The sequence below is a fragment of the Nonomuraea glycinis genome, from assembly GCF_014646515.1.
Lineage (GTDB): Bacteria > Actinomycetota > Actinomycetes > Streptosporangiales > Streptosporangiaceae > Nonomuraea > Nonomuraea glycinis.
This window is the reverse complement of record NZ_BMNK01000001.1, coordinates 671139-696900: the sequence shown is the minus strand read 5'-3', so window position 1 is coordinate 696900 and position 25762 is coordinate 671139. Positions and strand designations below refer to the sequence as shown.

The following is a 25762-nucleotide window of genomic DNA, read 5'->3' as shown; positions in this document are numbered from 1 at the left end:
CGCTGACAAGCGCGTCGTGTCTCAGGCCCAGCTTCGGTAGTCGTCGGCGGGAAGGGGGTGGTCGACGGGGACGACGCGGGAGTTGACCGCGGTCAGGCAGCCGGGGCAGAACAGCTGACGGAAGACGATCTCCGCGTCGACGTACTCGGACGGGTCGTGCCAGATGTGCGGTCCCGCTTCCGTCGGGGCAGCGTCACGACGCGCCAGCGCCGCCATGAACGCCCCACCGGCGAGCGGGCCGATCTGGGTGCCGCAATGCAGACACACGACGGTCCCGCCCTCCGGCGACTCCAGGACGGCGAGGTTGTCGTCGAGACGGCGCGCCCCGGCGAGCTCCGGAGCACCGATCCCGGCAAGGTCCGGAGCGCCGACCCCGGCGAGGCGCGCCTCGGACAGGCCGGCGCCGGAAGCGCGCCGGCGTCGCAGCTCCGCACGGGTCTCGCCGGTCGCGACCGCGTCCACGTCGCCGTCCGCGCCGAGCACGACGCCGTAGACGTCCGTCGCGGCCTCCGGCGAGACGCGGGCTTGCCGTACGTCTTCGCGTACGTTCCCGGCTGGCCGCAGCAGGGGGTCGCCGTACCCGCCGCCCGCCTGCCAGTGCAGGTAGAGGGCATCGCCGGGGCCGAGATCCGACTCACCCTCGCAGGGCAGGACCTCGATGTCCCCGCCGAGCTCGCCCAGGTCAGCGGGGATGGCAGCCGCCTGGACCAACTGCGGGTCGCTGATGCCGCGCACCACCAGGTCGAGCTGGGAGTTGCCCGGATAACCGCCGGCCAGTCCGACGTTCTGGTTCGCGACCTTGCCGGTCCCGGAAACGATCAGCGACATCGTCCCCTTCTGGTCCGGGTGCTGCACGTAGCAGACCGAGCCGCTCATCCCGCCCCGCTGCCGGCCGGGCCCGCCGGAGTCGGTCTGCTCGCGGCGCCACAGCGCGACGAGGGGGTAGAGGTACTCGGTCATCTCGACGTCCGGTGCCCGCGCGGAGGGGATGATGAGCCGGCCGCCGGTGTCGACGCCGTCGTGGTAGACCTGAGCGCCGTAACCACCGGCCATGACGTCGAACACCGGGGACACGAAGCCCTTGCTGCCACCGCCGCGCACATCGACCCCGGACACCACGCAGAGGTCGGTGGTGCCGTTGCAGATCGACTGCACGTCGCCGCGGCGGTCGGGTTCGGCGTCCAGCATCCTGGCGATCACTTCGGCGACCAGGTTGCCCGATCCCCAGGCCGGCCCGAAGGGCCCCTTGCCGACCGCGGCCGGGAAGGACGCGTTGGTGATGGTGTCCTCGTCGGTGATGATCTCGAAGCAGCGCATCAGCCCGCCCGCCGCCCACGGGATGTCCCCGGCCAGCAGGGGCAGCATCGTGAAGACGATCCCGGCCCGCAGGCCCGGGTAGGGGCAGTTGATGATGCCGGTCTGCTCGGCGGTCCCCCGGAAGTCGAAGACGAGCCGGTCGGCTTCCTTGGTCATCGCGACCTTGATCGCGTGCAGGCCGCGGTCGCCGGTCCGCGACTGCTCCTGGTAGCCGACCGCGGTCCAGGTCCCGTCGGGCAGGGTCTTGAGCTTGGCGCGCAGCCGGCGTTCGGCGTCGTCCATCATCCGGTGCATCACGACCTTGACGGTGTCGGCGCCGTACTTGGTGATGAGCCGGAGGATCTGCTCGGCCGCGTTCTTGTTGGCGGCGATCTTGGCGCGGAGGTCGAGTCCCACCAGGTGCGGGAGCCGCGACCGCCGGACCCAGGCGTCGGCGACGTCGCGCTGCAGCACTCCCCCGCGGACGACCTTCATCGGCGGCGTGGGGACCGCCTCGCCGAACACGTCCTGGGCCGACGGGCTGAAGGAGCCCGGCCGCGGCCCGCCCAGGTCGATCTGGTGGGCGATGGCCGTCGTCCAGCCGAACAGCTTGCCCTCGTGGAAGATCGGCGCCAGGATCGCGGCGTCGTTCTGGTGCAGCCCGCCGCCGATCCACGGGTCGTTGCACAGGAACATGTCGCCCTCGGCGATGCCGGGGTTGTCGCTGCGGTGGCGCAGCGTCCAGACGATGGCCAGGTCCATCGAGCCGATGAGGCCCACGTTGTAGGTGCCGACCTGGACCTGCTCGCCGAGCTCGTCGCAGATGGAGAAGTTGAAGTCGTTGGACTCGGTGACGACGTGCGAGCCCGACATCCGCCGCAGCGTCTCCCCCATCTCCTGGGTGATCGCCCAGAGCCGGTGCCGGACGACCTCGTAGGTCAGGGCGTCGACCTGCTCCGCCTGCTCATCGTCGACCTGGTGCAGCGGCAGGGCCGGTGAGATCTGCCGCAGCAGTTCCGCGCGGGGAAGGGGACGGCTGGTGAACTCGTCCGCCCCGGGGATCCTGGATGTCATGGACGCTCTCCTCACTGGTAGCTCAGCACGAGGTTGCCGAGGCGGTCGACGCGGCCGGTGACCCCGGCGGGGACCACGACCACCGTGGTCGGCACCTCGACGATCGCCGGCCCGACGAGTTCGTGGCCCGCGTGCAGCCGGGCGTAGTCGTAGACGGGGGTCGGCACGAAGCCGAGCCGCGCGTCGAGGCAGACGGAGCGTTCCCCGACGAGAGCCGCCGCCGGGTCCGGGCCGGTGGCCTCCGGGATGTCCGGCAGCACGACCGGGAAGCCGAGGCTCGCCTTGACCCGCATCCGGTAGGTGATCGCCTGTACGCCGGCCTCGCGGTATCCGGCGCCGCTGCCGTTGATGCGCTCGTACTGTTCCTCGAAGCGCTCGAGGATCTCCTCGCCGGTGCTCTCGGTGAACTTCTCGTCCGGGACGGCCGTGGCGAGCTCGGTGACCTGCATCGAGTAACGCAGGTCGACCTCGCGCTGCAGCGTCACGTCGTGGAACTTCACCTTCTGCCGGTCGAGCGCACGCTGCAGGTCGGCCTCGAGCCGGGCGTAGTGGGCCTCCAGCACCGTGTGGTCGACCGGGAAGGAGGAGGGATCGGAGAGCTCGGCGCTCAGCATGACGTCCGAAGCCGCGAGCCCGTAGGCCGAAAAGGCGGACGCGACAGGGCCGAGCGGCACGACGACCTCGCGTACGCCCAGGTCCTGGCAGTAGCCGGCGCAGTGGGCGGGCCCGGCGCCGCCGAAGGCGTAGACGACGAAGTCGCGGGAGTCGTACCCGGCCTGTACGACGGCGCGGCGGAGGAGGTCGCCCGCCTGCGCGTTCTGCACCTCGTAGATCGCGACCGCGGCTTGTTCGACGGTGAGGCCGAGCGGCTCGGCCACGTGCTCGCGGATGGCTTGTCTGGCCAGGTCGAGGCGGAGCGGCTTGCGGCCGCCGAGCAGTCCGCGCTCGCTCAGGATGCCGAGCACCAGGTTGGCGTCGGTGTTCGTGGGCCGCGTGCCGCCGTTGCCGTAGCAGGCGGGGCCGGGGACGGCCTCGGCGCTCTGCGGGCCGAGCCGCAGGTTGCCGCCGGCGTCCACCGACGCGAGCGCCCCACCGCCGGAACCGATGGTGTGCACGCGGATGGTCGCCGCGTTGATCGGGAACTGGTTCACGATGGAACCCGGCGCCATGACCGGCTCCCCGTCGACGATCAGCCCCGCCAGGAACGTCGTGCCTCCCACGTCGGTGGTGATGACGTTGCGGTGGCCAAGCTGCTCGGCCAGGCGCATCCCGCCGATGACGCCGCCGGACAGGACGGACCCGACCGTGGTGATGGCGTGCTCCGGAGCCCGGTCGGCCGTGATGGTGCCGCCTTCGCTCTGCATGACCAGCAGGGGCCCCTTGAGCCCGCCCTCCTCCAGCTGCTTGCGCAGCGGGAGCAGGTAGGTGCGCAGCCTCGGCCCGATCTGGGCGTTCATGATCGTCGTGGAGGTGCGGGCGAACTCGCGGATGCGCGGGCTGACCTCCGAGGAGAGCGTGACGTACATGTCCGGCGCGATCTCGTGGATCAGCTCGCGGACGCGCCGCTCGTGCGTCCCGTTCTTGAACGACCACAGCAGGCAGACGGCGATCGCCTCGACCCCCTGGTCCACCAGGGACCGGGTGACCCGGCGGACCTCGTCCTCGTCCAGGGGGACCAGGACGTTCCCGGCGTAGTCGATGCGCTCGGTGACTTCGAGCGCCCGGTACTTCGGGATCAGCGGCGCGGGCTTGCGCTGCCGGAGCGTGTCCTGGATCTCGTGGGCCGACCGGCCGAGGGTGCGGCCCTCGGCGTTCATGATGTAGATCGAGTCCCGGTGCCCCTTGGTGGCGATGAGCCCGACCTCGGCCACCTGTCCCTGGACGAGGGCGTTGATCGACGCGGTCGTGCCGTGGGCGATGTAGTCGGTCTGCGCGAGCAGCTCGCCGACGCCGATGCCCAGCTCCGCCGCGAGGTCCTCGATCACGCGCATGACGCCGACCTCGCGGTTCGGCGGGGTCGTCGGCGTCTTGGCCGACACGATGCGGCCGGCCCCGTCGGAGGCGACGGCGTCGGTGAACGTGCCGCCCACGTCGATGCCCAGTGCGTATGGCATGTGGTTCTCCTGGTGTTCTTTACCGCTGGTGGACGGTGAGGTGTCCGGTGACCGTGTGCAGGAGCTCGTCGGGACGGGCGTCCGAGCCGCCCATCCAGGCGACGTGCTGGTCCGGGCGGACGAGCAGGAGCGCGGCGGGATAGCGGCCGTCGTGGTCCCCCGGCAGGTCGACCACGACGAGGGGGATCCCGAGCTCACGCGCCGCCTCGGTCCAGGGCGTCACGCTGACGTCCGGGTCGGTCCGCACCAGGGTGAAGTCGGGCCCGAGCACGTCGAACACCGAGCGGCCGTCCTCCAGCCAGACGTGCGGCAGCCGGAAACCGGCCTGCGCCCGGTCCTGGTAACCGCCCATGGAGATGGCGGCCTGGTCCGCTCCGCCGACCACGAGGGGCGAGCCCGCGTAGTGGTAGCCGAAGCTGAAGCCGTCGGGCGAGTACCGGTGCGGCTCGGTGACCGCGAACCGCTCGGCGAGCTCGGCGCGGGCCCGCTCACCGGCTGGGCCGGACAGGTGGATGTCCGGCGAGACGTCCGCGAAGGACTTGCGCGCGGCCGATCCCACCGCCTGGGCGAACTGCTCCCCCACCGGCTTGCGCTCCTGTTCGTAGGCGGTCAGCAGAGCCGGTGGCGCCCACCCGTGGCAGACCGCCGCGAGCATCCAGCCCAGCGTCGCCGCGTCCTGGATCCCGGCGTTCATGCCGAATCCCCCGACGGGGATCCAGATGTGGGCGGCGTCGCCGGCCAGGAACACCCGGCCGTCCTGGTACCGCTGGGCGACCAGCCGACGTCCGGTCCAGCGCACCACGCCGAGCACCTCGTGCTCGACCGGGCCGCCCACGGCTTCCCGCAGGAGCTGTTCGGGATCCTCGCCCTCGGTGTCGTGGTCGGGCGCGAAGGTGACGTGGTTGAGCCACAGCGAGTCCCCGTCGATGGCGATCATCGAGGCGGGCCGGCGGCCGTAGGTCCAGTACGTCCAGGCCCGGTCCCGGGCGGCCAGCCGCCCGAGCTCGGGTGAGCGGACGAAGGTCGACACGAACCGCTGGATCGCGTCGACGCCTTCGTAGCGAATGCCCAGGTGACGGCGGACGGCGCTGTGCGCCCCGTCGCAACCGACCACGTAGGCGCAGCGGAGGGTGCGACGGACGCCCTCGGTCTCCACGACCGCCTCGACATGGTCCTCGTGCTGCCGCAACTCGACCAACCGGGTGCCGCGCTCCAGGGTCAGCCCGGGGAGCCCGCTCGCATGCCGCTCGAGGATGGGCTCCAGGAACAGCTGCGAGATCCGGTGCTGCGGCTCCGGCGTGATCCAGCCGTCCCGGCCGGCCCCGGCCAGCACGTCGCCCGCCGAGGGCAGGTCGAGGCGGAAGATCTCCTCGCCCCGCAGGGTTGTCCGGTAGTGGATCGAGGTGGGGTAGTCCTCAGGCAGACCGGCCCGCCGGATGTCGTCGGCGAGGCCGAGCCGCCGGAAGATCTCCATCGACCGGGCGGAGGTGGTGTTGCACCGGGGATTGACGCCCCGCTCTTCGGTCGCCTCCACGACGTGGCACGCCACCCCCCGCCTGGCGAGGTCGATGGCGAGGGTCAGGCCGGTGGGGCCGGCGCCGACGACCAGGACGCCGACTCGGTCCGCACGACCGCTGGTTTGCTGTGTCATGCGCTCAGGAACTCCCCTACCAGGCTGCGGAACTCATCCGGTCGATCGACGTGGATCCAGTGCCCGGCCCCCGCCACCACCGCCAGGCGGCCGTGGGGCAGGGCTTCGACGAGCCGCTCGGAGACCTCGACCGGCGAGACCCGATCGCGCTCCCCGTGCAGGGCGAGGACCGGGTTGACGATCGTGGCCGGATCGACGGGAGGCGGCCCGTCGGCGACGTGGGCGAACATCGATCGGAAGGCCTCCTCGGCGCCGGGCCGCAGGGCCTGCTCCAGCCGGACACCGGCCAGGTCGTCGAGGAGATCACGGTGGACGCCCTCGTCGGCGACCAAACGGCCCAGAGTGGCGCGCATCGACTCCCTCGTCGGCTCGTCGTAGAAGGGAACGGCAGGAGGCGGCGGCCCAGTGCCCGCGCCCCCCATGAGAACCGCGCGCCCGATCCGGTCAGGCGCCATGGCCAGGAGCGCCACGGCCGCGGCGCCGCCCGCGGCCGAGTTGCCCACGAGGTGCGCGCGTTGCAGGCCGTGGCGATCGAGCAGGGCGAGGATCTGCTGGGCACGGGCCCGCGCCCAGGCTCGCGGTCCCCTGAGGCCGGCTGTCCCCGCGCCGATGATCCGCGTGCCGAAGCCGAGCAGGTCAGGGGCGAGGCAGCGGAACTCCGCCGAGAGCTCGGAGTGTACCGCCGCCCAGTTGCTCGCGGCGTCGACGCCGGGCCCGCCCCCGTGCAGCAGCACGAGAACGGGGCCAGCGCCCGCCTGGGCGACATCCGCCGATGTGGCCGTCACCTTAAGCCTCCTCAATGGGTCGTACGTGGGGTCGCGCTGCGCGGCTGCCGGGAGCGGGACTCGCCGGCGCCGGGGCTCATGCCTCGGCCGCCGCGCCTTCCACGGCTCTGGTTTCGGTCGAGGAGCTCCGGGACGCGCGCCCGAATCGGGTGAGGACGATCAACGCGAGAGCGCCGATGACGCCCGGGATCGCGAAGACCTGGAACATCGATCCCGGGGCCCAGCCGGCTTGCAGCAGGAAGCCGGCGAGCAGTGGCGCCAGCACGGCACCGAGCCTGCTCACGGCGACGGCCAGGCCGAGGGCCGTCGCCCGGGCTTCGGCCGGATACATGCTCGGGACGATGACGTTGATCCCGGTCACCGTGCCGTTGAGGAACAGTCCGACGAGCACCGCCACGACCAGTGCGGCGGCCAGCGTGCCGAGCGACACGGAGAAGAGGATGAGCATGAGCGCGCCGATGCCGAAATAGGCCGCGGTCAGCCGCCGCGGCTCGATCCGGGACGCCAGGACACCCAGCAGGACCGCACCCGAGACCCCGCCGAGGCTGAACAGCACCCCGCCGCTGATGCCCTGCTGGCTCGACATACCCGCCTGCAGCAGCAGGCTGGGCGTCCACGAGCTCGCGAAGTAGAACATCAACTGCGCCGCGGTGAACGCCACCCAGATCAGCACCGTCCGGACGGCGTTGCTCCCGCTGAGCACCGAGGCGAGGGCCATCTTGCGCGACGCCGACGCCGAGGCGGGCAACTCCTCGACGGGGGCACGGCCCATCGAGACGAGAATCCGGTTGAACCTGGCCAGCGCCTGAGGGGGACGGCGTGCGACGAGGTAGTCCATCGACTCGGGCAGAAAGCGCAGCCCGACCACGAACAGGATCGCCGTGGCGACGGCGCCGAACACGAAGACCGACCGCCAGCCGAGCGAGCCCACCAGCAGGCTCGAGGCGACCCCGGCGATGACGGAGCCCAGGCCGTATCCGGTGGTGATCAGCGCGACGACGAGGCCCCTGCGCCGGTTGTTCGCGTATTCGGAGGTGAGCACCGGCAGGCTGGCCGCCATCGCCCCCACGGCCGCGCCGGTCACCAGCCGGCAGACGAGAAGCTGGCCGAAGTCCTGCGAGACGGACGCGGCGAGCATGCCCAGCGCGGCCAGGGCGAGACAGCCGAGACTGAGCCGGCGGCGCCCGATGCGGTCGGCGAGTGGAGCCAGGAAGAGCGCGCCGGTGGCCATGCCGGCCAGCCCTCCGCTGAGCAGCACCCCCACCCCCGACGGCGACAGGGCCCATTCGCGCGTGATCGCCGGCCCGACGTACGAGGTGACCAGAAGGTCGAACCCGTCGATCAGGTTGATCACGAGACACAGGGCGACCGCCCTGATCTGAGCGCGACTCATCGGTGAATTCTTGACCTGCTCAAGAACGTTCAAGGGAAACCTCGCTTTGTTGCGACGGTCGGTCAGGCCCCCGAGAGAGCCCTGCACCAGCGCCGGAAGCGCGCCGGGGACGGGACACTCCGTGTATGTAGCGTTCACTCTATAGATTTCGCGACGCGTTGGCTACAGCCAAATGTGACCGTCGCCACTCTGGATCACGCCGCAGGTGGACGCCACAGATAAACGGGGGGCGGCTTGCCGCCCCTTGCGTGATTCCTACGGAGTGGAGCTAGTCCGACGCGGAGTCGCCACGGAACCGAAGAAGCCCTTCGACCGCCTGGCGGAACGTGGCGGAGACCTCCGCCGGGTCGGACAGGCAGCCCGCGACCATCGCGCCGTCGCGAAGCATGATGAAATGCCGGCCCGCGAGCTCGGCCGGCATCTCCCCGGCCTCGGCGAGCAGGTCCGTGACGGTGCGCAGGAACCAGTCGCGGTGGCCGAGAACGGCCTTGTGCACGGGATGCTCGGGGTCCGGATATTCCGCGACGGCGTTGAGGAAGGCGCACCCACGGAACCCGGCCGACTCGATGCCGTCCACGATCGTCTCGGCGATGGCCCGCAGGACGTCGGCCGCCGGTCGGCCGCTGCCGATGACCTCGCCGATCCGGTCGCGCTCCATCTGGTGGATTCCCTGCAGATAAGCGACGACGAGGTCGTCCTTGCCGGGGAAGTGCCGGTAAAGCGTGGCGCGGGTGACCTTCGCCTCCGCGACGATCCGGTCGATCCCCACGGCGTGGAGACCTTCCGCATAGAAGATCCGGGTAGCCGTGCCGAGCAGGCGCGATCGCGCCTCGGATACTCGGCCTCGAGCGTTGTGTGTCATCGTCTCAAGTGTAGCAGGTAGAACGTTCTGTATGCTTTCACTGTCCTGCACGTTCCTTTGGTCCGGCTTTACGTCGCGCGTGCCTGCGGCCCCCCGCCGCCGCGGTGCTCCGCCAAGCCACTGATCAGGGAAACGAACGGGGCGACCTGCGAGCTGTAGGACAGGTCGTCGAAGCTCTCGGACACGGAAAGGCCGTCCGTCAGGGCTCGCCCGAGGACGGCCAGCCGCTCGACGAGAGCTTCGTCCTCTTCGCCGCCGTTCGGCGCGAAGATCGGCGTGAGCGCTTCCACCCAGGACGCGTGGGCGTAGTCGCGGATGCGGCGCACGGTCCGCCGGACCACCTCGGAGTCCTTCTGCGGGCCCACGCTGATGGCGACCAGAAGGCGAAGATAGTCAGGCCGCCGGTCGAGGGAACTGCACGCCGCCGAGAACCACGCTTCAAGACGCTCGAGCGGCGCCAGGTCGTCGAAGGAGGACGGATTGGGGAACAGGGCGTGCAGCTCCTCGAAGGTGCGCTCAAGGAGCGCCGCCAGGATGCCGAGCTTGTTCCCGAAGTGGTAGTAGATCGAGCTCGGTGGCAGCCCGGACTGCGCGCACAGGTCCGAGATGGCCATGCCGTCGTAGCCTTTTTCGCCGATGAGGGTGCGGGCCACGGTCAAGATGACCTCACGACTGCTCAAGCCGGCGGCGGTCGGCGTGGAGCCGGAATCCCTCACCATGCGGCCATGATAGATCAGCTTCGGCGCCCCTCCCCACCGGCCGGTCCGGCGTGATCCGGCCGCGGCGGTCGGGCCGATGACGCACATCGGCCCGACCACCGGTATCAGGCGACGGTCGCGTCAATGGTCACCGGAATGTTGCCGCGGGTGGCGTTGGAGTACGGGCAGACCGCGTGGGCGGCTTCGACGAGCTCGTCGGCCACCGCCTGCTCCACCCCGGACAGTTCGACGTGCAGTGCGGCACCGAGGTTGAACCCGCCTTCCGGCGTCGCGTACACCTGCACCTCGGCGATGACCGCGGAGTCGGCGATCTTCATTTGCCGCTGGGCCGCGACGGCCTTGAGCGCCGAGTGGAAGCACGACGCCCATCCCGCCGCGAACAGCTGCTCCGGGTTGGTCGCCCCGCCGGGACCACCCATCTCCTTCGGGATCGCCAGGGAGATGTCGAGGACGCCGTCGTCGCTTCTCGCCTGGCCTCCCGCCCTGCCGTCGCCGGTGGAGGTGGCAATGCCGAGATAAAGCGCTTTGCTCATGATGATGCGGTTTCCTTTCACGGCCAACAAGACAAGACCGAACGTTCTATCTCCAGCTATCGTGGCCTTTCGCCACGCACATGTCAAGACCGAACGTTCTATCTCGAAAGAGTGCCGACCCGAGCGTCGGTGGCGGGGCGCGCGTCCGGCCGCGGCTGTCAGTGCGGTGACGTCGTGCACAGGCCGAGCGCGAGCAGGACCTCCGCGATGCGGGCCCCGGCGGCTGTATCCGCCGACAAGGCCTCGACGGGCAGCGGTCCGCCGTCGAGCAGCCGGCGGCAGGCGTCGGCCACCTCGGGCGCGACCTGGAACGCCCGGCCGCCGACCTCGATACGGACGGCCTCCCCCCGGCCCCGCGCACCGGGTGTCACGCCGGATGCCGCCCCGGGCGCCGCGCTAGGTGTCGCGCCGGGGCGTTCCGTCGTTGCGTCCGGGTTGGCGATGATCGGCCAGGTGCCGGGGCGCAGGGTGATGCGGTCCGGTCGGCCGGGTGGCGGGGTGTCGAGCAGCGCGTCGCGGAGCAGCCCGGTCCGGTGGCCCTCGGCGAAGGCGGGGCGGCTGTAGATCGCCCGGTGCAGGGCGGCGGCGTCGCTGTCGGCGAGCCTCGCCGCGAGCTCGTCCGCATACTGCTTGAGCAGGGGCTCGGCCTGGCGGGCGACATCGCGGCCCATGGGCAGGGGACGGCTGTAGGCGTCGGAGCGCAGGATCCGCGCGGTGAGGTCGGTCAGCAGGTCCGCCCACGTCAGCGTGTTGATGCTGAGGGTGACGTGGACGGAGGACGAGGTGTCGGTGCGCACCAGGTGCGGCATACCGCGCGGAACGTAGAGGACGTCGCCGGCGCGCAGGTCGTACACGGTGGAGGGGGCGTCCAGGCCGGGGAGCATCCGGCCGCCGCCGGGGTTGGGGACGATGTGGTCGAACAGGGTCCATCGCTTGCCGCCGTACACCTGGATGACGAGGATGTCCTGCGCGTCGCAGTGGACCTGGAAGGCGTTCGCGCCGGGCGGGGCGATGTAGACGTTGGCGTCCACGGGATGGCCGACGTCCATCTCGACGTTCTTGCACAGCTCGTGCAGGCGGGGCAGGAGAAGGTCCACCGTGCCGAGCACGATCGTGGCCCCGCCCCGGAAGAGGCGCGTCACCTTGGCGGGGTCGACGACGTCCGTGAGGCCGGCGTAGCCGAGGGTGGAGGGCGAGGTGTAGCGGTCCTGGGGCAGGACCGTGCCGTCCTTCACGACGCGTACGCCCGGGGCCCGAAGGCCGCTGCCGGTGATGACGCGGTCGATGTCGTCGAGAGAGGCGATCGCGCGGACGTCGGCGATCGCGCCGCCGCGCAGCAGCGGCCTCTTCCCGAGGTGACGGGTGAAGAACTGCTCGACGTCGCCCACGAGGGCAGCCAACCCCACCATGCGATACGGTCCTTTCGCTTGCCGATGATCGGTCAGTTCAGCAGCAGGGCGGTGTCCCAGCCGGTCGCGGAGGACTTGCCGCTGCTGTGGTGATGGAGCGCGAGCGCGATGCCGGCGGCGCCTTCGAGCAGCCCGACCCGGTCAGGAGAGACCTCGGCGTCCCCGGAGGCGGCGTAGCGGAATCCGAACGGCGCGTCCTCGGCGAACGCGTCCAGCACGCGCCCGGCCAGCGCGTCGGCGTGGGCCAGGAGCCGTTCGTCACCGCTGTCGCGGCCGATCTGCCCGACGATGTGCAGCATGCCCGCCCAGCCGTGGCACAGCCCGGCGTCCACCATCCCCCAGGTGTCCCAGGGACGGGCCAGCGTCTCGTGCAACGACCGGATCGCCGCCTCCCGCCAGCCGGGCCGGTCCAGCGCCTGCCCGGCGAGGTAGAGCGCGCGGGCCACGCCGGCCGTGCCGTAGCACCAGGCGGGGCGGATCGGCTCCCGGTGATCGTGCGGCCGTCGTCCCGGTGCGGCCGCCCGCTCGCGTTGCACGTGCAGCGGCACCGTCGGCGGCCACGACCCGCCGCGCGCCCAGTCGAGCAGCCAGTCCGCGACGCGCTCCATCGCCTGCGCGTGGCCCGGCAGGCGCAGGCCCCGGCCGTACGCGATCGCCAGCAGGGCCAGCGGGCCGGGGACTCCGTGCGCGAGACCGAGATTGAAGTGCCCGTCCCCCGCGTGGTCGCCCCTGACCGCGGCGTGCGTGACCAGCCAGCCCGGTACGGACGTGCCCGCCCTCTCGATGGGCTCGGTCAGGGCGATGAGGTAGGACAGCGGCTCGGTGTCGCCGTACTCCAGCACGAGGCGGCCCAGCCCGGCGAGCCCTTCGACGATGTCGTAGGCGGCGAACTCGACGCCGTCGCGCCCGGGTCGCAGCCGGGTGTGCTCGGCGGCGGCGCGCTCCCGGGTCAGCTCCCGCACCGCCGGCTCGGCCCGGCTCAGCAGGCTCGCGTAGTCGCCGGGCCTGGTGGCGGCGGCCCTCACGGTGAACAGCAGGGCGGGCAGGCCGTCGAGGAGGGCGTGCCGAGCGGGCCGGGTGCGGGCCGCGGCGCTCAGGAAGGCGTACGCCCGGTCGCGGTCCCCCCGTTCGCTGTGCAGGAGGGCGATCCCCAGGTAGCCCTCGTTGAGCGACATCGGATGCCAGACCAGCGGGCGCCGCCCGTCCGCGAGCTGATCGGTGTTGGCCGCGGCCACCCGCTCGACCGCGGCCGGGTCGGCCAGCCGCCGCGTCACCTCCTCGGCGACCTGGGCGGCCCGCTCCCGGGTCGCCGTCATCGCCCGTGCCTGGCCCGGTCACGCAGAGCCTGCACGGCGCCGCGGGCGATGGCGTAGGAGATGCCCTCGGACAGCTTCGACACCCCGATCAGCCGGTTGTGGTGCATGTGGAGCAGCGCGGCCAGGGGTGTCCGGCGGTGCAGGGATCTGATCAGCTCGCCGTACTCGGTGGCGACGCGGGCGCGCGGGCGCCAGATCTCCGCCAGGCGGGGGTCTCCGTCGGCGATCAGCTCCACGGCGGTGCGCCGGACCGACTGGAACGCCCGGTGGTGCTCGCCGACCGGGTAGGCGGCCAGCAGCCAGTCCTGCCAGCCCTCGCCGTGGAAGGCGCGGGCGAGGTCGGCGTAGTTCGCCGCGGCCAGCAGCTCCGGGGTCAGGTCCGGGCGCAGCCGCAGCTGGGCCAGCACGGCGTCGCTGTCCGCGGCGAAGACCCGCTCGGCCGCCTCCAGCGCCTCCACCCCGCCGTACCTGTCGGCCTCGGGCTCGTAGGTGTCGAGCTGGAGGGACCGGGCCAGCCCGGCCCGGCGCAGGTCGGCGGCCCAGTCGTGCACCAGGGGCAGCACCTCCCGACGCAGCGTGGCCGGCTCGGCGTGCACGCGGATGCGCAGGTGCGGGCCCGGATCGAAGTAGCGGATGAAGAACCAGCGGTCCACCTCCGGCGGCAGCGCCGCGCGCAGGGCGGGCAACCACTGCCTGATGAGGTCGGTGTGCCGGTCGGCCGAGGCGTAGAGCTTGGCGAACAGCCACTCGCCGCCCGGCTGGTGCCGTGGCGGCGGCGGGACCGGCCGGGCCGCGGTGCGGATCGGCGGCTCCTGCGCCGTCGAGCGGAGCGTCGCGGTGACCTCGTTGGCGCGCCCGCCGAGCCAGCCGGCGCCGAAGCCGGCGCCGCCGGGCGCCTCCACCAGGAGCGTGCTGGGGCGGCGGTCCAGCTCGCGGCGGAGGATGTCGCGGTGCAGCGGCGCGTCCAGGTCGAGCCCGATACGGTTGTCGCCGTTGGTCAGGTAGACCTGCGACGGCACCCGCCACCGCTCCCGCCAGGCGTCGAACCGCCGGCCCCAGTCGGCCTCGGGCGCCTTGACGTCGTTGAGCTCGGCGGCCGGCCGCCAGATGGCGGAGGCCAGGATCGAGCGGCCCCGGCGCACCCGTGGCAGGTAGGGCAGCAGCCGGCCCGCCAGCCCCCAGTCCCACCCCTTGCAGACCCGGTGCCTGGCCTCGCCGATCTCGTACACGAAGCGGACGGCGTCCAGGGCCACCCGGGGGACGACCAGCATGTGCGGGGTGGCCGGCACGATCTCCGACTCCAGCCGGGTGGACCACAGGAACAGCCGGTCGCCGGAGGCGCCCACCGCCAGCTCGTCCAGGGTCAGCACCGCCTCGTCGCCCGGATCGGCGAACCTGCCCACCGGCAGGGTGCGCTCGATCAGGGACGGCACCCGGGCCACGTTCATGATCCGGGTCCAGGCGGGCTGGAACGTCACCTGCGCCGGCACCGCGTCCGCGCTCTCCCGCCACATGCGCGCCGTCTGCTCGCGCAACTCATCCAAGAAGTACGTGAATCGTCCCGTCATGGCCCCCAGCCTGCGCGAGAGCGGCATGTTGGCCAGCACGAGCCGGAAGTCCCCGTCGTTCAGCTCTTCCATCGAGTCGGCGAGCAGGTGGACGCCGAGCTCCAGGACCTCGGGCAGGCGGCCGTCGTCGCGGTCGGACAGCCGGTCGAGCGTGGCGTCGTCCAGCTCCACCTCGAGCCGGCCGTCCAGCACGGCCCCCTGGGCCAGCTCGCCGAGCACCCGGTTGCGGTAGCGGTCCTCCTCGGGTTCGATCTCGGCCCGCTCGGACGCCCGGTAGCCGGCCGGGCCCCCGAGACCGAGCTCGCCGTCCAGCAGCTCCTTCAGCGGAACGAGGCGGGCGGTGCCGTACCTGTCGAGGAACTCGTCGTAGTAGCGGCGCAGGTGCTCGATGCCCGCGTCGGGCGGCGTGATGCGGACCAGGGTGCGGCCCAGCTGCGCCAGCTCCTGCGCGACCACCTGCGGAAGGCGTACGTCGGCGTCCATCCTGAGGTCCACGTGCGGCGCGTGATGGCCGGCGCGCACGGCCTCGGCGCTGCTCAGCGCCTCCCGCAGGGCGGGCAGGCCACTGCCCGCCGGGACGGCGGCGTAGGCGCGCAGCGCGGCGGCGCTCGCCTCCAGCCCGGCCCGCGCGGCCGGGGGCAGCCGGGCGGTGACGTGCGCGATCTGGTCGGGAGCGTCGTCCGGCGGCACCAGGTCGGTGAGCAGGAACTCCCGCTCCACCATGGTGGCCAGCGCCTGCTCCGCCTTCTCCTTGGCGCCCTGCGGGAAGGAGAGGAGCAGGTGGTCGACCAGCTCGGTGTAGGCGACGGGCCGCCGGGCGTACGCCATGACGGAGCGCACCAGCGGGCTCATGCCGACCGACAGTTCGCGCACCGCGGCGTCGCCGTCGCGGGGCATGTGCGGCAGGGACAGCCGATCGCCGCGCACCTGGCACAGGCCGTTCAGCACGACGCGCAGCCGGCGGAGCACCTCGGGGTCGCGTTCGTGGCCGCGGACGACGTCCAGGAGCCAGGCGGTGTCGGGCCGGGTCAGCTTCTGGTGCCGGTCGCCCAGCCGGAGCTTGCCCAGGTCGTCGAAGCGCACCTCCGTCACCCCGGCCATCAGCCCGAACGGGGTGGGCCTGGTGGCCATCCGGAGCAGGTAGCGGGTCGTCGACACGACGGCGCGCCGCAGCTTCTTCCCTTCGACGGCACGCCCGTCGTGCACGAGGTCCAGTGTGCGGGCGAGCGACGGGCTGGACACCGCGACGGCTTCCCGGACCAGGAGGTCGGCGGTGATGGACCGGAGGTAGGCCGCCGGGTCGCCGCTGTCGGTCCGGGTCTGGGCCGCCCGTCCTGCGGGCAGCGTGCTCATGCGCAGCAACGCGAAATCGGCGACCTCGAACTCTGCCATTCCTTGCCTTTTCATCAGTGGCCGGTGCGAGTAATACGGCTTCGCCGGACTCGGCTGAACGAGGACGAGAGCATAACACCGGCGAAACACGCGGGCCGGACACTTCGACTTTTGTATAAGTGGACGATATTCCGTCGTCGGCACTGGATACGCTTCTTTCCCGATGAGCCCGATCGGGGCTCTTCGAAGGAAGGAACACGAAGTGAGCCCAGTCGCCCAGGCCGACCTCGCCGAGGACGTCTTCGACCTCGACATCGAGCAGCTGTTCGAGACCGACGCGATCCCGCCCGTCTACGCGTGCAGCGGCAGCGACTACACGTGTGGTACGCAGGTGTCGTGGAGCGGGACGTGCAGCGGCACCCAGAACTGCGGGACGTGCTCGCCCACCTATGGGGCCAAGGCCCCGGGCATGTGCTACTGACGAGCGCCTCCCGGCGAGCCACCGCCCTGTCCATCGCGCAGGAATTGGCGGCCCGTCTCGCCGCCGAACCATTCACGCGGCGTCATCCCGCATCGCTGTCACAGGGCGGTGCGGGTTTCGCCATGCTTTATGCCGCACTTGGCAGAATTTCCCCGGAAAATGGCTGGAATACAGTGGGTCATCGTTTTCTCGCGGACGCGGTGAAAGCAGGAGCGGCGGGAAGAGCGGGCCTTTTCGACGGCGGAATCGCGGGGCTGGGCGTGGCCGCCGCGTCGCTCCGCGGAAGCACCGGCGCCTACGAGCGGCTGCTCGGCCGGACGGACGCGGCGGTGGCGGCGGTGCCCGACCACGACCTCGTCTCAGGAACGGCGGGCGCGGGCCTCTACCTGCTCCTCAGACCGCCTGGTGCGAAACGGGAGGACCTGCTGGCCGCCCTGGTGCGGTCCGGGGGCGCGAGCCCGCCCTACCCGATGCCCGCGCACCGGATCCCCGCCGGGTGGACGGTCGCCGCCGACTACGCCGACTGCGGCCTGGCCCACGGCGTGGCCGGCGCGCTGGCCGTACTGGCGCTGCTCGCGCGGGACGGCGGCGGCGCGGGAACGGACATCGCGGGAACGGACATCGCGGGAACGGGCGGCGCGGAAACGGGCGGCGCGGAAACGGGCGGCGCGGGAACGGGCGGCGCGGAAGCGGGCGGCGCGGGAACGGGCGGCGCGGGAACGGGCGGCGCGGAGCGGTCCGGGACGATTCGGCAGGTCGCCGACTGGCTCCTGGCCCAGGCTGGGCAGGACGAATGGGGGACGTTCTGGCCGGCGGGCGTCGACGGCGCGACCCGGTATCCGTCGGCTCGCCGCGCCTCCTGGTGCTACGGAGTGCCGGGGGTGGCCCGCGCCCTGTGGCTGGCCGGCGACGCCGTCGGCGAGCCCCGGTACCGGCGCGTCGCCACCGAGGCGATGGAGCGCCTGCTGGCGGCCCCCGCGGTGTGGGGGCTGGATACGCCGGGGATCTGCCACGGCTGGGCGGGTCTCATGCTGATCAGTGCCGCCTTCGGCCTGGACGCGGCAGCGAACGAGCTGTTCGATCGCCTCTGCGCCGGCTATGACGGCCGGCGGCCGCTCGGGTTCGACGTGCCCGACCCCGGACTGCTCACCGGCGCCGCCGGAATCGCCCTGGCCCTGCTGACGGTCACGGCCGGGGACCGGTTCGCGGCGTCGTTGTTCCTGGCCGCCTGATGGGACGCCACCGCACCGGGCACGCGCCCGACGAGGTCCGCGACCCGCTGTTCGGCGGTGGCATCCGGGCCTCGAACGGCCAGCTCAAGCACGAGGGCGCCGGGGTGCGGACGGGACTGCTGTCCATGGTCCGCGAGTTGCCCGGCCTGATCGCGGTGACGGTCCGCCTGGCCAGGAAGGCCGCGCCCAGGCAGCTCCTGGCCGTGGTGGTGGCCGAGTCCGTCTCGGCGGTGGCGACGGTCGTCACGCTGCTGTCGACGTACCGTGTGCTGGTGCCGCTCATGACGGGCGAGCCGTCGGCGGAGCGGCTGCGGTCGGCGGTGCCGGCGCTGCTGGTGATGGCCGCCGCCGCGGCGGCGGGCAGCCTGGCGCGCGCGGCCGGCCGGGCGGCCGTCAGCCGGCTCGGCCCCACGGTCGAACGCCTGGCCTACACCCGGCTGCTGGCCCTGGCGGCCGACGCCGAGCTGAGCGCGCTGGAGTCGCCCGACTTCCACAACCTCCTGGAGGCCGCCAGGCAGGGGACCAGGGCGGCTCGCGTCGTGATCACGCAGGCGGCGCAATTGCTGAGTGGTCTGTCCACCTTGGTCGCGGTGGGGGCGGTGCTCGGCGTGCTGCACCCGCTGCTCCTGCCGCTGCTGCTGGCCACGGTGGTGCCGAAGGGGTGGAGCGCGGTCCGCTCGGCCCGGGCCAGGTTCGCCTCCGCCAAGCGGCACATGGAACTCGGCCGTCAGCTTGACGTACTCAGCGGTCTGCTCACCGGCCGCGAAGTGGCCACGGAGGTGCGCGCGCACGGCGCGGGGGCCTTCCTGCTGCGGCACTACGACCGGCTCTCCGCGCAGGCCGAGGCCGAGCAGGGCAGGCTGGGCCGCGAGGAGGCCCGGCTGGGGCTGGCGGGTGACGCGGCCTCGGGGGCCGCCGCCGTGCTCACCTACCTCACGCTCGGCCTGCTGCTGGTCTCCGGCACGATCCCGCTCGCCGTCGCCGGCGCGGTCGTGATCGCCATCCGCACCGCGAAGGCGAGCCTCCTCAGCCTCGTCATGTCCACCAACCAGGTGTACGAGCAGGGCCTGTACGTCCTGGAATGGGAGCGCGCGTGCGAGGAGGCCGGCCGGCACCGGATGAGCAGCGGGCCGGTGCCGCTGCCCGCCGGCCCGGTCGAGATCCGCGCCGACGCGCTGACCTTCGCCTACCCCGGCCAGTCCCGGCTCGCCCTGGACCGCGTCGACGTGCTGATCCGGCCAGGCGAGATCGTCGCCTTCGTCGGCGCCAACGGCTCGGGCAAGAGCACGATGGCCAAGCTGCTCAGCGGCCTGTACCTCCCGACGGCCGGGCAGGTGAGCTGGGGCGGCGTGCCGATCGAGCGGCTGCGCCGGCGAGAGGTGTTCGACAGCGTGGCGCTGGTCGCCCAGGACTTCGCCCGCTGGCCGGCCACCGCCCACGTCAACGTGACGCTCGGCCGTCCTGAGGACGCCGGGGACCGCGAGCGGCTGTGGCGGGCGAGCGTGGCCAGCGGGAGCGACGCCGTGGTCGCCGCCCTGCCCGACGGCTGGGAGACCCTGCTGGCGCGGGAGTTCATGGGCGGGACCGAGCTGTCCGGGGGTCAGTGGCAGCGCATCGGCCTGGGCCGGGCCTGGTTCAGGGACGCGCCCGTGGTCGTCTTCGACGAGCCGACCTCGGCGCTCGACCCCAGGGCGGAGATCGAGATCTTCGAGCAGGTCGCCGGGCTGGCGACCGCCGGCCGGACGGTGATCCTCGTGACCCACCGGCTGGCGTCGGTGTCGCGGGCCGATCGCATCTACGTGTTCGACGCCGGCCGGGTCGTCGAGCACGGGCGGCACGCGGAGCTCATGCGGGCCGACGGGCCGTACGCGTCCATGTACCGGCTGCAGGCGGCGCAGTACACGATCGTCTGACCTGTTCGCGGCGTCCGGATACTTCAAACATCGTTGAAGCATTCCGAGAAGATATCTTCGCTGTCTACAGTCCTACCTGTGCAGGCCCAGACAACAACGAAGACCAGAGTGTGGAGCGAGTTGCGGGTGAGCTCCACACCTCAGCTCCAGATCTCGATCTCGCCCAACCTGACCGCGCTCGCCATGATCGCCGACGCCCTCGCGGGGCGCCGCCGTGGCCTGCCCGAGCCGTGGCGCAAGGCGATCGCCGCACAGGTCGGCCCGCTCGGCCAGGACGCCGTGCGCCCGCTGGCCGTACCCGGCAGCTCGATCGCGCCGGACAGCATCGTGCCGCGCTCCCCCGTCGACGGCGATGTCAGCGTGAGGTCGCAGATCAGCGCCCTGCACGACACCTCGCCCGACGCGCTGATCGAGGACCTGGAGCAGGCGTTCGGCCCGGGCACGCCGCCGCCGCACTGGCGCTCGGCGGCCGAGCGGCCCGCGCACTGGCTGCGCGGGTACGCCAGCGCCCTCACCGACGTCTGGACCGCCACGCAACCCGTGTGGGAACGTGCCCGCCCGCTCCTCGACAGGGAGATCGAGCGGGTGGGCGTCGCGGCCGTGCGGGGCGGCCACGAGCTGCTGCTGGGCACGCTGAGCGACCGCATCGTGTACGGCGAGCGCGGCCTGCTCATCTCCGACCTGGAGTCGAGTACGTTCGAGCTGGGCGACAGGAAGCTCGTTCTGGTGCCCATGCTGGCCGGCAAGGACGCCGTGATCGTCAGCCTGGACGGCCCGGACGCCGTCTGGATCGCCTACCCGGTGCCCGGCGCGGACTCGTTGTGGCGCAAGCCCGCCGCGCCCGCCGTGGACGAGCTGTCGGCGCTCCTGGGCCCGGTCCGCGCGCACCTGCTCTGCGCCCTGGACCAGCCCATGACGATGAGCATGCTGGCCCTGGACCTGCGGATCGCGCCCAGCGGCCTGACGTACCACTGCGACCGGCTGAGCGCCGGACGGCTGATCCAGCGGGAGCGCCGGGGCCGCGAGGTGTGGATCGCCCGCACCCACCGGGCGGAGGAGCTGCTGGAGCTGTTCTGCCGCTGACCGGCGACTCCCGTGGCGAACGAGACCTGGGGCGTTCACGCCGTCCTGGCACCCGGCGCGATCACCTGACCGCCGTCCGGCGCGTACGGTGCGGCCGCCGTCAGCGCCAGCCGAGTGCCGGGGCGACCTCGGTCAGGACCGATGAGAGCAGGTGGGCGTTGTAGTCCACGCCGAGCTGGCTGGGCACCGTCAGCACGAGCGTGTCGGCCGCGGCGATCGCCTCGTCGGCGGCCAGCTCCTTGACGAGCACGTCGGGCTCGGCGGCGTACGTGCGGCCGAAGATGGCCCTGGTGGTGGCGTCGATGAAGCCGATCTGGTCGGAGCTGGCGCGGTCGTGACCGAAGTACGCGCGGTCCGTCTCGTTGACGATCGGCATGATCGAGCGGCTCACCGACACCCGCGGCTCGCCCTCGTGACCCGCCTCCTTCCACGCCTCCCGGTAGGCCGCGATCTGCTCGGCCTGCTGCACGTGGAACGGCTTGCCGTTCTCGTCGTCCTTGAGCGTGGAGCTCATCAGGTGCATGCCCAGCCCGGCGGCCCACTTCGCGGTGGCGTTCGAGCTGGAACCCCACCAGATCCGCTGCCGCAGCCCGGCCGAGTACGGTTCGAGGCGCAGCGGTCCGGGCGGGTTGGGGAACATCGGCCGCGGGTTCGGCTCGGCGAACCCCTCGCCCTCCAGCATCTTGAGGAAGACCTCCGCGTGCCTGCGCGCCATGTCCGCCTCGGTCTCACCCTCGGCCGGCTCGTGGCCGAAGTAGCGCCAGCCGTCGATCACCTGCTCGGGTGATCCACGGCTGATGCCGAGCTGAAGCCGCCCGCCCGCGATGAGATCGGCCGCGCCCGCGTCCTCGGCCATGTAGAGAGGGTTCTCGTACCGCATGTCGATGACGCCCGTGCCGATCTCGATCCGGCTCGTCCGCGCGCCGACCGCCGCCAGCAGCGGGAACGGGCTCGCGAGTTGCTGGGCGAAGTGATGGACGCGGAAGTAGGCGCCGTCGGCGCCGAGCTCCTCGGCGGCCACCGCCAGCTCGATCGACTGCAGCAGGGTGTCGGACGCGCTGCGCGCCTTCGAGTACGGCGACGACGACCAGTGCCCGAAGCTCAGGAAACCAATCTTCTTCATACGCTCTTCAACCTTCCCCCCAGCAATGACATTCCGCCTCAAGCTCCAGGACAGTGCGGAGACACATCCCTGGTGTCGATGAGTCCGGACCTGCCGCTCGTCAGGCGGGGGTCTCGGCGGTGGCGGTCAGGACCGCGCGGCCGAGGATGTGGCCGGTCATGATGAAGCCGAGAAGAGCCGGGGTGGCGTCGGCCGGGACGCCGATGGACGCGACGTCGAGGGCGTGCACCACGACGACATAGCGGTGCGGGCCGTGCCCGGCGGGCGGGGCGGCGCCCAGGAAACGGGCCGCGCGGGCGTCGTTGGGCAGCTGGAAGGCGCCCCCGGGCAGGCCCGAGCCGGTGTCGTCGCCGGCGCCTTCGGGCAGCTCGGTGACCGAGGCGGGGATGTCGGCGACCGCCCAGTGCCAGAAGCCGGACCCGGTGGGGGCGTCGGGGTCGTAGACGGTGACGGCGTAGCTCTTGGTGCCTTCCGGGGCGCCGCTCCAGGACAGCTGCGGGGAGACGTCCTTGCCGCCGGGGACGCCGGAGGAGAACTGCTCGGGCGACCAGGCGGCGCCGTCGGCGACGGTCGTGCTGGTGACGGTGAAGGAGGCCGCCTCGGGAAGGCGGGCGAAGGGGTCGTTGGCGCTCATCGCGTCGTTCCTTTCAGGCCGTGCTGTGGGGTGACGGTGATGCGGAGACAGAGGGGCAGACCACCGTCTTTCATCACCACTGAATCGACCATAACATAGATAATCGATTATCTGTCGGATCGTCTATGGCAAGGGCATGACTCAGGCAGCGTCGACCAGCGCGAGGGCTGGTCGCTTTTGGGATGTACGGTCGCCGTCCGGGATCCGCGGCATGACGAGCTCGGTCAGCGGGCGGTCTGCCGGCCCGGCAGGCAGCGGCTGGTCCGGCTGCGCCATCCGAGCGGGTGTGCCGACGGCCCCATGGCACGCGGCGGCTGGAGGAAGATCCCTCTCCTCTCCTAACGTATAGCGCACCGGGGGGCTTGCGGCAAGACCCGGGTCATACCGCAGAATCATCGGCCGAAGCCACAACCTGCGGAAAATGGGGGCACGACGTGCGTGTGTGTTGGGCGATGTACGGGGGACGCGGTGACGTCGAACCAGCGACGGGACCGGCGGCGCGATCATGGGCGCACGGCACGCGGGTGCGGGTGTCCGGCTCGGAGGTGGCGCGATGATCGAGCCGTACGTGCTGGGTCTGGACGAGGTCGACGAGACGCGGGGCGCGGTCGTCGGCGGCAAGGGCGCGCACTTGGGCGGGCTGTCGCGGATCGACGGCGTCCGCGTGCCGGCCGGCTTCTGCGTGACGACGGACGCCTTCCGGCGGGTCCTGGCGGAAGCGCCGTCGATCGGCGACCGGCTCGATCAGCTGTCCCGCCTGGACCCGGCGGACCGGGAGGCGATCCGCACGCTCAGCGCGGAGATCCGCCGGACCATCGAAGAGATCGCCATCCCCCGCGACATCGAGACGGCGATCACCCGCGCTCTCGCCCGGCTCGGCGAGCAGGCCGCCTACGCCGTCCGGTCGAGCGCGACGGCGGAGGACCTGCCGACGGCCTCCTTCGCGGGCCAGCAGGACTCGTACCTGAACGTCATGGGGCCGGCGGCGGTTCTCCGGCATGTCAGCCGGTGCTGGGCCTCGCTGTTCACCGAGCGGGCCGTGACCTACCGCCGGCGCAACGGCTTCGACCACCGGAAGGTCCACATGGCCGTCGTCGTACAGCGGATTGTCGACCCCCAGGCGGCCGGCGTCCTGTTCACGGCCGACCCCGTCACGGGCAACCGGAAGGTCGCCACCGTGGACGCCGGCTTCGGCCTCGGCGAGGCCCTGGTCTCCGGCCTGGTGAACCCGGACGTGTTCACCGTACGAGACGGCGAGGTCGTCGCCAGGACGGTCGCCACCAAGAAGCGCGCCCTCCACTCCCAGCCGACCGGCGGGACGCGGGAAGTGGCGATCGACCCGGGACGGCAGGAGCGGCCGGCACTGACGGATGCGCAGGTCGTGCGGCTCGTACGGCTCGGCCGGCGGATCGAAGCGCACTTCGGCCGCCCGCAGGACATCGAATGGTGCCTGGTCGACGACGGTTTCCAGATCGTGCAGGCCCGGCCGATCACCACGCTGTTCCCCATCCCCGCGGCCGACGACCAGGACAATCACGTCTACGTCTCCGTCGGTCATCAGCAGATGATGACCGACCCCATGAAGCCCCTGGGGTTCTCCTTCTGGCAGTTGACGGCCATGGTGGCGATGCACGAGGCCGGCGGCCGGCTGTTCGTCGACGTCACCCGGCGCCTGGCCTCGCCCGCGAGCCGCGCCGCCCTCCTGGACCTCTCGGGGCGATCCGATCCGCTGATCAGGGACGCGCTGGAGACCGTCCTGGACCGCGACGGCTTCGTCCCGTCGCTCCCGGACGCGGGTCCCGGCGGGCCGCCGGCCGGGGGCCCGCCCGCCCCGATCGAGACCGATCCGGCCATCGTCACCGAGCTGATCGAGCGCAGCGAGGCGTCCGTCGCCGCCCTGCGGCGCGACATCCGGGCGAAGACCGGACCGGCGCTGTTCGACTTCCTGCTGGAGGCCTTCCAGGAGCACAAGCGAGCCCTCGCCGATCCGCTGGTCCTCCAGGTGATCATGGCGGGCATGGAGGCCACGTGGTGGCTCAACGACAAGCTGCATGAGTGGCTAGGGGAGAAGAACGCGGCCGACACGCTCACGCTGTCCGCCCCCGGCAACATCACGTCGGAGATGGGCCTGGCGCTGCTCGACGTCGCGGACATGATCCGCCCCCATCCGGAGGTGGTGGCGTTTCTCCAGAGCGTCGAGAACGAGGGCCTCCAGGACGGGAGCTTCCTGGACGAGCTGCCGAAGCTCGCGGGCGGGGCCGAGGCGCGCGACGCCATCACGGCCTACCTCGACCGGTACGGCATGCGCTGCGTCGGCGAGATCGACATCACGAGGCCGCGGTGGAGCGAGCGCCCTGCCACGCTCGTGCCCGTGATCCTCGACAACGTCAGGAACTTCGAGCCGGGCGCCGCCGAGCGCCGCTTCGAGCACGGGCGGCAGGAGGCGGCGAAGAAGGAGCAGGACGTGCTGGCACGCCTGCGGGCCCTTCCGGACGGGGAGCGGAAGGCCGACGAGGCCAAGCGGATGATCGACCGGGTCCGGACCTTCATCGGCTACCGCGAGTATCCGAAGTACGGCATCATCAGCCGCTACTTCGTCTACAAGCAGGCCGTGCTGGCAGAAGCCGAGCGCCTCGTCCGGGCCGGCGTGCTGGCCGAGCGGGAGGACGTCTACTACCTCACGTTCCAGGAGCTCCACGACGTCGTACGCTCGCACAGCGTGGATGACCGGCTCATCCAGCGGCGCAAGGACGCGTTCCGGTCCTACCACGCGCTCACCCCGCCCCGGGTGCTCACCTCGGACGGCGAGGCCGTCAACGGCGCGTACCGGCGCGCCGACGTGCCGGCCGGCGCCCTGGTCGGCCTGCCGGTCTCCGCCGGGACCGTCGAAGGGCGGGCCCGCGTCATCCTGGACATGGCGCAGGCCGATCTTCAGCCGGGCGACATCCTGGTCACGGCCTACACGGACCCCAGCTGGTCGCCCGTGTTCGTCGCGATCACGGGCCTGGTGACGGAGGTGGGCGGCCTGATGACCCATGGCGCGGTGATCGCCCGGGAGTACGGCTTGCCGGCCGTCGTGGGCGTGGAGGGGGCCACCCGGCTGATTCAGGACGGGCAGCGGATCCGCGTCCACGGAACCGACGGGTACATCGAAATCCTGCCTTGACCCACCACCCCGGCAAGCCGCCGATGGCTCGACCGTGGCAGATGTCCTGCCACGGCGCCCGGCCACAGGGATGCGCGC

Annotated in this window: 18 protein-coding genes; 5 read left to right on the top strand and 13 right to left on the bottom strand. The window is 72.0% G+C overall.

Going from position 1 to position 25762, the window contains the following annotated elements; genetic code table 11:
• Positions 1-21: 21 nt before the first annotated feature.
• The 11 genes from IEY87_RS03215 to IEY87_RS03165 form a co-directional block, all read right to left on the bottom strand.
• Entirely contained in the window at positions 22-2370 is a 2349-nt protein-coding gene (locus IEY87_RS03215; RefSeq protein WP_189136925.1) for a hydantoinase B/oxoprolinase family protein, read from the bottom strand.
• 11 nt (positions 2371-2381) lie between these two features.
• Positions 2382-4484: a hydantoinase/oxoprolinase family protein gene (locus tag IEY87_RS03210; protein ID WP_189136924.1), complete on the bottom strand. Its 2103-nt coding sequence runs from the start codon at positions 4482-4484 to the stop codon at positions 2382-2384.
• A 19-nt stretch (positions 4485-4503) separates the two neighbouring features.
• On the bottom strand, positions 4504-6135 hold the full coding sequence (locus IEY87_RS03205) for an FAD-dependent monooxygenase (protein ID WP_189136923.1): 1632 nt from the start codon (positions 6133-6135) through the stop codon (positions 4504-4506).
• The gene (locus IEY87_RS03200; RefSeq protein ID WP_189136922.1) at positions 6132-6920 is read right to left on the bottom strand and encodes an alpha/beta fold hydrolase; all 789 of its coding nucleotides are present in this window, start codon (positions 6918-6920) and stop codon (positions 6132-6134) included. The genes IEY87_RS03205 and IEY87_RS03200 overlap by 4 nt, the downstream gene beginning before the upstream one ends.
• A gap of 76 nt (positions 6921-6996) precedes the next feature.
• Positions 6997-8313 (bottom strand): MFS transporter, encoded by a 1317-nt coding sequence (locus IEY87_RS03195; RefSeq protein ID WP_225276793.1) that lies wholly within the window; start codon positions 8311-8313, stop codon positions 6997-6999.
• 268 nt (positions 8314-8581) lie between these two features.
• Positions 8582-9175 carry a TetR/AcrR family transcriptional regulator gene (locus IEY87_RS03190; RefSeq protein ID WP_189136920.1) on the bottom strand — a complete coding sequence of 198 codons (594 nt, stop codon included), beginning with the start codon at positions 9173-9175 and terminating at the stop codon, positions 8582-8584.
• A 68-nt stretch (positions 9176-9243) separates the two neighbouring features.
• Positions 9244-9981 carry a TetR/AcrR family transcriptional regulator gene (locus IEY87_RS03185; RefSeq protein WP_225276794.1) on the bottom strand — a complete coding sequence of 246 codons (738 nt, stop codon included), beginning with the start codon at positions 9979-9981 and terminating at the stop codon, positions 9244-9246.
• Positions 9982-9998: 17 nt separating this feature from the next.
• Positions 9999-10427: an organic hydroperoxide resistance protein gene (locus IEY87_RS03180; RefSeq protein WP_189136919.1), complete on the bottom strand. Its 429-nt coding sequence runs from the start codon at positions 10425-10427 to the stop codon at positions 9999-10001.
• Between the two features lie 158 nt (positions 10428-10585).
• Positions 10586-11836, bottom strand: a complete 1251-nt coding sequence (locus IEY87_RS03175) for a cupin domain-containing protein (protein ID WP_189136918.1) — start codon at positions 11834-11836, stop codon at positions 10586-10588.
• 32 nt (positions 11837-11868) lie between these two features.
• The gene (locus IEY87_RS03170; protein ID WP_189136917.1) at positions 11869-13152 is read right to left on the bottom strand and encodes a lanthionine synthetase C family protein; all 1284 of its coding nucleotides are present in this window, start codon (positions 13150-13152) and stop codon (positions 11869-11871) included.
• Complete coding sequence (locus IEY87_RS03165) at positions 13149-16112, bottom strand: lantibiotic dehydratase (protein WP_189136916.1); 2964 nt, start codon at positions 16110-16112, stop codon at positions 13149-13151. Before IEY87_RS03165 ends, IEY87_RS03170 begins: the two co-directional genes overlap by 4 nt.
• Positions 16113-16314: 202 nt before the next feature.
• Here IEY87_RS03165 and IEY87_RS03160 point away from each other — a divergent pair, with 202 nt between their 5' ends.
• The 4 genes from IEY87_RS03160 to IEY87_RS03145 all read left to right on the top strand — a co-directional run bounded on the left by IEY87_RS03160 (position 16315) and on the right by IEY87_RS03145 (position 20761).
• Positions 16315-16533, top strand: a complete 219-nt coding sequence (locus tag IEY87_RS03160; RefSeq protein ID WP_189136915.1) for a hypothetical protein — start codon at positions 16315-16317, stop codon at positions 16531-16533.
• A complete protein-coding gene (locus tag IEY87_RS03155; RefSeq protein WP_268241351.1) occupies positions 16431-17765 on the top strand; it encodes a lanthionine synthetase LanC family protein in 1335 nt (444 codons plus the stop codon). Before IEY87_RS03160 ends, IEY87_RS03155 begins: the two co-directional genes overlap by 103 nt.
• Complete coding sequence (locus IEY87_RS03150; RefSeq protein WP_189136913.1) at positions 17765-19678, top strand: ABC transporter ATP-binding protein; 1914 nt, start codon at positions 17765-17767, stop codon at positions 19676-19678. Before IEY87_RS03155 ends, IEY87_RS03150 begins: the two co-directional genes overlap by 1 nt.
• A gap of 126 nt (positions 19679-19804) precedes the next feature.
• Positions 19805-20761, top strand: a complete 957-nt coding sequence (locus tag IEY87_RS03145; protein ID WP_189136912.1) for an ArsR/SmtB family transcription factor — start codon at positions 19805-19807, stop codon at positions 20759-20761.
• Between the two features lie 100 nt (positions 20762-20861).
• On the opposite strand, the gene IEY87_RS03140 is transcribed toward IEY87_RS03145, so the two are convergent.
• Positions 20862-21884 (bottom strand): LLM class flavin-dependent oxidoreductase, encoded by a 1023-nt coding sequence (locus tag IEY87_RS03140; RefSeq protein ID WP_189136911.1) that lies wholly within the window; start codon positions 21882-21884, stop codon positions 20862-20864.
• A gap of 100 nt (positions 21885-21984) precedes the next feature.
• Complete coding sequence (locus tag IEY87_RS03135; RefSeq protein ID WP_189136910.1) at positions 21985-22518, bottom strand: YbhB/YbcL family Raf kinase inhibitor-like protein; 534 nt, start codon at positions 22516-22518, stop codon at positions 21985-21987.
• A 553-nt stretch (positions 22519-23071) separates the two neighbouring features.
• On the opposite strand from IEY87_RS03135, the gene rph reads away from it, so the two are divergent.
• Complete coding sequence (rph, locus tag IEY87_RS03130) at positions 23072-25684, top strand: rifamycin-inactivating phosphotransferase (RefSeq protein WP_189136909.1); 2613 nt, start codon at positions 23072-23074, stop codon at positions 25682-25684.
• Positions 25685-25762: the final 78 nt, after the last annotated feature.

What these genes read in the sequence shown, in the direction of transcription:
- IEY87_RS03215 (WP_189136925.1), bottom strand. Translation starts at nt 2,370, where the DNA reads ATGACATCCAGGATCCCCGGGGCGGACGAGTTCACCAGCCGTCCCCTT.
- IEY87_RS03210 (WP_189136924.1), bottom strand. Translation starts at nt 4,484, where the DNA reads ATGCCATACGCACTGGGCATCGACGTGGGCGGCACGTTCACCGACGCC.
- IEY87_RS03205 (WP_189136923.1), bottom strand. Translation starts at nt 6,135, where the DNA reads ATGACACAGCAAACCAGCGGTCGTGCGGACCGAGTCGGCGTCCTGGTC.
- IEY87_RS03195 (WP_225276793.1), bottom strand. Translation starts at nt 8,313, where the DNA reads ATGAGTCGCGCTCAGATCAGGGCGGTCGCCCTGTGTCTCGTGATCAAC.
- IEY87_RS03190 (WP_189136920.1), bottom strand. Translation starts at nt 9,175, where the DNA reads ATGACACACAACGCTCGAGGCCGAGTATCCGAGGCGCGATCGCGCCTG.
- IEY87_RS03185 (WP_225276794.1), bottom strand. Translation starts at nt 9,981, where the DNA reads ATGTGCGTCATCGGCCCGACCGCCGCGGCCGGATCACGCCGGACCGGC.
- IEY87_RS03180 (WP_189136919.1), bottom strand. Translation starts at nt 10,427, where the DNA reads ATGAGCAAAGCGCTTTATCTCGGCATTGCCACCTCCACCGGCGACGGC.
- IEY87_RS03175 (WP_189136918.1), bottom strand. Translation starts at nt 11,836, where the DNA reads ATGGTGGGGTTGGCTGCCCTCGTGGGCGACGTCGAGCAGTTCTTCACC.
- IEY87_RS03170 (WP_189136917.1), bottom strand. Translation starts at nt 13,152, where the DNA reads ATGACGGCGACCCGGGAGCGGGCCGCCCAGGTCGCCGAGGAGGTGACG.
- IEY87_RS03165 (WP_189136916.1), bottom strand. Translation starts at nt 16,112, where the DNA reads ATGGCAGAGTTCGAGGTCGCCGATTTCGCGTTGCTGCGCATGAGCACG.
- IEY87_RS03150 (WP_189136913.1), top strand. Translation starts at nt 17,765, where the DNA reads ATGGGACGCCACCGCACCGGGCACGCGCCCGACGAGGTCCGCGACCCG.
- IEY87_RS03140 (WP_189136911.1), bottom strand. Translation starts at nt 21,884, where the DNA reads ATGAAGAAGATTGGTTTCCTGAGCTTCGGGCACTGGTCGTCGTCGCCG.
- IEY87_RS03135 (WP_189136910.1), bottom strand. Translation starts at nt 22,518, where the DNA reads ATGAGCGCCAACGACCCCTTCGCCCGCCTTCCCGAGGCGGCCTCCTTC.
- rph (WP_189136909.1), top strand. Translation starts at nt 23,072, where the DNA reads ATGATCGAGCCGTACGTGCTGGGTCTGGACGAGGTCGACGAGACGCGG.